Source organism: Streptomyces sp. NPDC052023 (genome assembly GCF_044548465.1).
In the GTDB taxonomy this organism is placed as follows: Bacteria; Actinomycetota; Actinomycetes; order Streptomycetales; family Streptomycetaceae; genus Streptomyces.
Genome location: NZ_JBIUBW010000015.1, coordinates 182516 through 189624, shown reverse-complemented (window position 1 = coordinate 189624; position 7109 = coordinate 182516). Strand labels below are relative to the sequence as shown.

At 73.1% G+C, this 7109-nt stretch carries 8 protein-coding genes; 6 read left to right on the top strand and 2 right to left on the bottom strand.

Annotated features, from left to right (window positions below):
- Positions 1–350, bottom strand: a 350-nt coding sequence (locus tag ACIHCM_RS26945; protein WP_399900831.1) for a cation-transporting P-type ATPase, incomplete at its 3' end; no start/stop codon positions are given.
- 174 nt (positions 351–524) lie between these two features.
- Complete coding sequence (locus ACIHCM_RS26940; protein WP_399900829.1) at positions 525–1397, bottom strand: universal stress protein; 873 nt, start codon at positions 1395–1397, stop codon at positions 525–527.
- A 200-nt stretch (positions 1398–1597) separates the two neighbouring features.
- Between ACIHCM_RS26940 and ACIHCM_RS26935 the strand changes: the two genes are divergently transcribed.
- The 6 genes from ACIHCM_RS26935 (at position 1598) to ACIHCM_RS26910 (ending at position 7097) form a co-directional block, all read left to right on the top strand.
- Positions 1598–2098 carry a hydrogenase maturation protease gene (locus tag ACIHCM_RS26935; protein ID WP_399900826.1) on the top strand — a complete coding sequence of 167 codons (501 nt, stop codon included), beginning with the start codon at positions 1598–1600 and terminating at the stop codon, positions 2096–2098.
- A gap of 464 nt (positions 2099–2562) precedes the next feature.
- Positions 2563–3726, top strand: a complete 1164-nt coding sequence (locus ACIHCM_RS26930) for a 4Fe-4S dicluster domain-containing protein (RefSeq protein ID WP_399900823.1) — start codon at positions 2563–2565, stop codon at positions 3724–3726.
- A complete protein-coding gene (locus ACIHCM_RS26925; protein WP_399900820.1) occupies positions 3723–4181 on the top strand; it encodes a Crp/Fnr family transcriptional regulator in 459 nt (152 codons plus the stop codon). Before ACIHCM_RS26930 ends, ACIHCM_RS26925 begins: the two co-directional genes overlap by 4 nt.
- Positions 4178–4996 (top strand): FAD/NAD(P)-binding protein, encoded by an 819-nt coding sequence (locus tag ACIHCM_RS26920; protein ID WP_399900817.1) that lies wholly within the window; start codon positions 4178–4180, stop codon positions 4994–4996. Before ACIHCM_RS26925 ends, ACIHCM_RS26920 begins: the two co-directional genes overlap by 4 nt.
- 2 nt (positions 4997–4998) lie before the next feature.
- Positions 4999–5769: an oxidoreductase gene (locus ACIHCM_RS26915; RefSeq protein ID WP_399900814.1), complete on the top strand. Its 771-nt coding sequence runs from the start codon at positions 4999–5001 to the stop codon at positions 5767–5769.
- Positions 5766–7097 carry a Ni/Fe hydrogenase subunit alpha gene (locus ACIHCM_RS26910; RefSeq protein WP_399900811.1) on the top strand — a complete coding sequence of 444 codons (1332 nt, stop codon included), beginning with the start codon at positions 5766–5768 and terminating at the stop codon, positions 7095–7097. Before ACIHCM_RS26915 ends, ACIHCM_RS26910 begins: the two co-directional genes overlap by 4 nt.
- Positions 7098–7109 lie beyond the last annotated feature (12 nt).

Sequence of the window (7109 nt, the reverse complement as noted above, 5' to 3'; positions counted from 1 at the left end):
ACGGCGAGCTGGAGGGTGCCGGCATCGCGCGGCTCCTGAAGCCCGAAGGCCAGGAAGGTGATCCCCGAGGCGACGATCAGCACCACCGCGAAGAGGTCCGTGAACTGCGCCCCCAGCTGCCGCCACACGGCACGGCGTCCCGCACGCGGCATTTCGTTGGCCCCGTACTTCTCCAGCCCGGCCCGTGCCCGCGCCTTCGACAGGCCGCGCCGTGACGTGCCCAGCGCGGTGAGGACGTCGTCGGCGGAGAGTTCCAGCACCACCGGGGCACGCCGCCCGGATCCGGACGCGGCACCGACCGCCTCGTGTCCCCCTCCACCCGGCACCACCGGGGCCGTACCGGGCCGCATCAGCCGCGCCCGTAGGGTGACGGAGGTTTCGTTTTCTCTGGAACCGGCCGGGTTTCGCGGACGGCCTCCGGGGTCGTCACGGACTCCACGGCGGGTGGCGGAGCACTCGCCGTGGGAGGGCCGGCGGGCGAGAACGGGGACGCGGTGAACACGGCTCCGGGGCCGTTCGCCGCCTCACACCGGGACCGTGATGACCGGGCAGCGGGCATGATGCAGTACTCCCTGGGTCACCGAGCCCAGCTGCATGCCCGTGAACCCTCCGCGTCCGCGGGTTCCCACGACCAGGCCCAAGGCGTGTTCCGAGGCTTCCGTCAGGACCTGCACCGGGTGGCCGCGCACGACTTCGTGACGCAGCTCCACCTGCGGGTACGTCGCGGTGCGGCCCGCGACCGTCTCGGACAGCACGCGGCGGCTCTCCCGCACCGCGGCGTCCTCGTCCAGAACGCCCAGCAACGGCCGGTGCCACACGTACAGGGCCCGCAGGAGCGCTCCTCGCAGGGCCGCCTCCTCGAAGGCCATGTCCACTGCCGCGGCCGCATGCGGACTGCCGTCGACGCCGACCACGAAGCACCCGGGCTCCTGGGTGCCGTGCTCCGGCTCCGGTACGACCACCACCGGGCAGGGAGCGTGAACGGTGAGCGGCAGCACCACGGAGGCGGAGGAGCGCATCTCGCGCCACCGGCTCAGATGCCAGGAGCCCACCACGACCAGCGCGGCGCCCCGAGCCTCCTCACGCAGGACCCACGCCGGCTCTCCTTCCGCCAGCAGTGCCGTCACCTGCACCGCCGGGCGCCGGGATTCGACGAAGGCGACCGCCTCCTTGAGCACCTGATCACCCAGCCCGTGCAGCGCCCGGTTCCACTCCTCCCAGGACGGCCGTACATCCCCGGACCGGTATCCGCCGGTCGGCACACCTTGGGCGTGGACGAGCCGCAGCGGCAGGCCGCGCCGGTCCGCTTCGTCGGCGGCCCAGGCGAGTGCCGGCCGCTTCGAGGGGTCCGGGTCGACGCCCACCACGACCGCCCGACGCCCATCCGCACCACTCATGGCACCTCCAGTGATCTCCCCTTCGCCTGTCCGTCACTGTGTTTCCAGCCTCACCCCTGCCGCCGGGCGCCGCCAGGCCACGGCGGCGGCCCGGTCGCACGGCCCGGGGCTTGTCCCTTCGCCGCGCGCCCCACGGCTGGTCCCTGCCTGTCCGGAAGGTCCTAGGATGGCCGGGTAGGTCGGAGGAAGGAGCGGCAAGGATGTCCGTCGCCTCCCGAATCATGGTCATCGGAGTCGGGAACGAGTTCCGCCACGACGACGGCGTGGGCCGGGCCGTGACAGCACGCCTCGCAGAGCGCGCGGCCGACCGCCCGCTGCCGCCCGGCGCGGTCCTGGAGAACTGCGAGGGCGACCCGGCCCGGCTGCTGGGCCTGTGGGAGAACGCCGGACTCGCGGTGGTGATCGACGCCGCACATGCCGAACCGCCCCACCCCGGGCGCGTCCACCGGCTCGCCCTGGAGGACACACGACCCGCCCGGACGTCGACCACGAGCTCCCACGGGCTGGGACTGGGTGAGGCCGTCGAGCTGTCCCGCGTCCTGGGCCGGCTGCCGAGTCGGCTCGTGGTGTACGCGGTCGAGGGCGCCGACCGGTCGCTGGGCAGGGGCCTGTCCGCTCCGGTGGCGGCTCGGGTGGACGAGTTGGCACGCGCCGTCGAGGAGGACGTCGTACGGCACGCCGCGAGCGAGGAGCGGACGTGAACCAGTGGCGCACCCGGCACTTCGAGGTCATCGGCCCCCTTCCAGGGCGTCGGCCCGCGGCCGTACCCGCACCGCACGGCGGGCGAGCTCGGGCCGGACGGGGAACCGCGAAGCGGAAGCCCGTACGGAACTCACCGTCTGGGGGAGCCCCGGCGCCCACACGACCGTGACGGCGTGCTGCAGGCCGTGGCGGACGCGGTGACGGGCGGAGCGGGATCCGCCCCGGGCCCCCGGCCCCGGGCGAGCAGTCGGTTGCCTCGCGGGCCTCGGCACCGCCGGACCGGGGCCACCCGCCGCGGTGGGCGGGCAACCATCCGGCACCGCCCCGTCGACGCCGGCGCCGTGCCTGCGTCCGGGCCGATCAGGGCCGAACGGCCCCCAGCGAGGCACGGGTGGTCTGTGGCGGCCGACGGCGGGCGGGCGCAGGCTGTAGTCAGGAGTCCCGTGGTCTCCCGGAGGGCACGATGTCACAACGCCGCACGACCGCCATTCTGGAGCGTGCCGGACTCGACGACTTGGTCGAGGTCCTGCGCGCGCAAGGGCGTACGGTCATCGGGCCGACCGTGCGGGACGGTGCCGTCGTCCTCGCCGAGCTCACGGCAGCCTCCCAGCTGCCCTTCGGCTGGGGCACCCAGGTCGAGGCCGGCCGGTACCGGCTGGTTCCGCGCACCGACGGCGCGGCGTTCGCGCACACCACGGGCCCGCAGTCGTGGAAGGCGTACCTGCACCCGGAGCGGGAGAAGCTGTGGAGCGCCGACCGCACGGCCGACGGACAGCTGACGGTGACCGACGAGCGCCCGCCGCGACCTTCGTACGCCTTCCTGGGCGTGCGCCCCTGCGATCTACGTGCCATCGCGATCCAGGACCGGGTGCTGGCCGGGGGGCGCTACAGGGACCGCGACTATGAGGAACGGCGGTCGGGCGCCTTCCTGGTGGTCGCCGAGTGCACCGAGCCCGGGGCCACCTGCTTCTGCGCCTCCATGGGCAGCGGGCCGGGGGCCGACGAGGGGTTCGATCTGGCGCTGACAGAGCTCGTGGACGAAGCCGGTCATCGATTTCTCGTACGGGTCGGCAGCGACGCCGGGGGCGAACTCCTCTCCGCCGTCGCCCACCGCCCGGCCGACCCGGGGACGGACACGGCGGCCCATCACGCCGTGGACGCCGCGCGGGAGCGGATGGGCCGGGCCATGCCACCGGTGGACCTTCGGACCCTGATGGGCGGGAGCCTTGACGCCGACCGCTGGGACGATGTCGCCGCCCGCTGTCTGACCTGCGGCAACTGCACCATGGTCTGCCCCACCTGCTTCTGCACCACCACTGAGGAGGTCACCGACCTCTCCGGCGACCACGCCGAGCGGTGGCAGCGCTGGGACTCCTGCTTCGACCTGGACTTCTCCTACCTGCAGGGCGGCCCCGTGCGTGCCTCGGCCCGCAGCCGCTACCGGCAGTGGATGACCCACAAGCTCTCCACCTGGTACGAGCAGTTCGGCAGCTCCGGCTGTGTCGGCTGCGGGCGCTGCATCACCTGGTGCCCGGTCGGCATCGACATCACCGAGGAAGCCGCGGCCCTGCACGACGAACTCGCCGAACGGCTGCGGCAGGACGAGCGAACGGAGCCGGAGCGATGACCTCCACCACCGCACTGACCGGTGCCCTTCCGGCCGAGCACCGTGACCGGCTGATGCGGATCGCCCGCGAGGTCTCCTTCGAGCCAGGTGCCCGCCTGTTCGAGGAGGGCCGGCGCGCCGACCGGTTCTGGATCATCCGGTCCGGCATGGTCAACCTCGACCTGCACATACCCGGCCGCCGCGCCGCCGTCGTGGAGTCCCTCGGGGAAGGCGAGCTGGTCGGCTGGTCCTGGCACTTCCCGCCGTACACGTGGCACCTGGGCGCGGAGGCTGCGAGCTCGGTGCTGGCGTACGAGTTCGACGCGGACGCCGTGCGGGCGATGTGCGCGCAGGACGCCGAGTTCGGTCGTGCGATCGCGGTCTGGGCCGGCCGCGTGGTCGCCGACCGCCTGCGCGCGTCCCGCATCCGGCTGCTGGACCTGTACGGCCCCTACGGCAGTGGGGGTGCCGCATGACGGATGTCCCTGTGCCGTACCGGGTGACCCGGGTGTGGCCCGAGACGGCCGACACGGCCAGCATCGCGCTGGCGCCCGCAGGCGCGGCCACGCTCGCGCCCCTCGTGCCGGGGCAGTTCGCGATGGTGTACGCGTTCGGCGTCGGGGAGATCCCCGTCTCGGTGTCCCGCATCGACCACCCCGAGGTGGTCCACACGGTCCGCTCGGTCGGCCCGGTCTCGGCTGCGCTGTGCGCGCTGCGGCCGGGGGACCAGGTCGGCCTGCGCGGCCCGTTCGGCACGGGCTGGGACCTGGGGGAGGCCATCGGCCAGGACCTGCTGGTCGTCGCGGGCGGTATCGGACTCGCCCCGCTGCGGCCACTCGTCCTCGCCGCACTCGCCGCCCCGCACGCGTACGGACATCTGAATCTGCTGGTCGGTGCCCGAAGCCCGGACGACCTTGTGTACGCCCGTCAGCTCCGGGTCTGGGCGGCATCGCGCGGACGGCCGCACTGCGCGGTCACCGTCGATCGCCCCTCGCCCGCCTGGCACGGCCGGGTCGGTGTGGTGACCACCCTGCTGAACAGGACACGTTTCACGCCCGGGGACACCACGGCCTTCGTCTGCGGCCCTGAGGTGATGATCCGGGTGACCGCCCGGGAACTGGTCCACCGCGGACTTCCGCCGCACCGGATCCGGGTGTCGCTGGAACGCAACATGCGCTGCGCCACCGGGCATTGCGGCCACTGCCAGCTGGGCGGTGTCCTGCTGTGCCGGGACGGGCCGGTGATCGGCTGGGACCGGGTCGACAGCCTGCTCTCCACAAGGGAGTTGTGATCATGCTCGCCTCCACGGCCCCCACTCGGACGCTCGCGGTGTTCAAGCTGGCGTCCTGCGACGGTTGCCAGCTCACCCTCCTCGACTGCGAGGACGAGCTCCTCGCCCTCGCGGGCAGGGTGCGGATCGCCCACTTCCTGGAGGCCTCCGGCGCCGTCACGCCCGGTCCGTACGATCTCGGGCTCGTCGAGGGCTCGGTCACCACACCGGACGACGCCCGGCGAGTCCGGGAGATCCGCGCGCAGTGCCAAGTGCTGGTGACCATCGGCGCCTGCGCCACCGCGGGCGGTATCCAGGCACTGCGCGACTTCGCCGACGTGGAGGAGTTCCGCCGCACCGTCTACGCCCGGCCCGACTACATCGAGACCCTGGCCACCTCGACGCCCGTGGCGGCTCACGTGGACGTGGACTTCGAACTGCGCGGCTGCCCGATCGACCGTCGCCAGCTGCTGGAGGTCATCACGGCGTTCCTGGCCGGGCGCAGGCCCGACGTCCCGAACCACAGCGTGTGCTTCGAGTGCAAGCGGCGCGGCACGGTCTGCGTCACCGTCGCCCACGGCACACCCTGCCTCGGGCCCGTCACACACGCCGGGTGCGGGGCGATCTGCCCGGCGTTCGGGCGGGGCTGCTACGGCTGTTTCGGGCCGTCCGGTTCGCCGAACCTGCGCGCCCTCGTACCGCTGCTGCACCAGGACGGCATGGACGACCGCGACGTCGAACGCCTGCTGCGCACGTTCAACGCTTCGGCCTTCGACAAGGAGGTACGGCCGTGACCCACCGAAGCTCGCGCGTCCTGCGCGTCGGCTCGCTCGCCCGCGTCGAGGGCGAAGGCGCCCTGTTGCTGCGTGTGGCAGGAGACCGGGTGGAGGAGGCACGGTTGCGGATCTACGAACCGCCACGCTTCTTCGAGGCGTTCCTGCGGGGCCGGGCGTACACCGAGCCGCCCGACATCACCTCCCGGGTGTGCGGCATCTGCCCGGTGGCGTACCAACTGAGCGCCTGCAACGCGGTTGAGGACGCCTGCGGCGTCACCGTCGACCAGCCGCTCCGGGACCTGCGCCGACTGCTGTACTGCGGTGAGTGGATCGAGAGCCACGCCCTGCACATCTACCTTCTGCACGCACCCGACTTCCTGGGCTGTGACGATGCCATCGGCCTCGCCCGCACCCAGCGCGGCGCCGTGGAAAGGGGGCTGCGGCTCAAGCAGGCGGGCAACGTGCTCCTCGAGCGGCTCGGCGGCCGGGCCATCCACCCGGTCAACGTCCGGCTCGGCGGTTTCCACCGGGTCCCCACGCGCGCCGAACTGCGCCCGCTGGCCGAGCGATTGCGCCAGGCCGCTGACGACGCCTGGGAGACCGTGCGCTGGGCGGCGGGGTTCGACTTCCCCGAAGCCGCCGTCGATACCGACTTCCTGGCCCTGGCGGCCCAGGACACCTACGCCGTCGAATCCGGTATGCCGGCCGTACTGCGCACCGACGGCGTCCGCACCACCTTCCGGACGTCCGCGTTCCTCGACCGCGTCCGCGAGGAGCAGGTGCCGCATTCCACGGCGCTGCACTCGCGGCTCGACGGACGGCCCCATCTCACGGGACCGCTGGCCCGGTTCGGGGTGAGCGGGCACCTGCTGTCGGATACGGCACGTCAGGCGGCCCGCGAGGCGGGGCTCGGCGACCCGGTGGACGGAGACGTCTGCCGCAACCCGTACCGATCCATCCTCGTACGTGCTGTGGAGGTGGTGTACGCCGTGGACGAGGCGCTGCGCCTCATCGACGCCTACGAGCCCCCGCCCCGCCCCTGCGCCGACGTACCGCCCGTCGCCGGCACCGGCCACGGCGCCACGGAGGCACCACGCGGCCTCCTCTACCACCGCTACCGGCTGGACGACGACGGCACCGTCACCGACGCCCGCATCGTGCCGCCCACCGCGCAGAACCAGGGCGCCATCGAGGACGAACTGGCCCGAACGGCCCAGGCGGCCGTCGCCGGAGGCCGGGCGAGCGACGAGGAGCTGACACGGCTGTGCGAGCGGGCCATCCGCAACCACGACCCGTGCATCTCCTGCTCCACCCACTTCCTCGACCTCACCGTCGTGCGCACCTGACCCGCCGAGGAG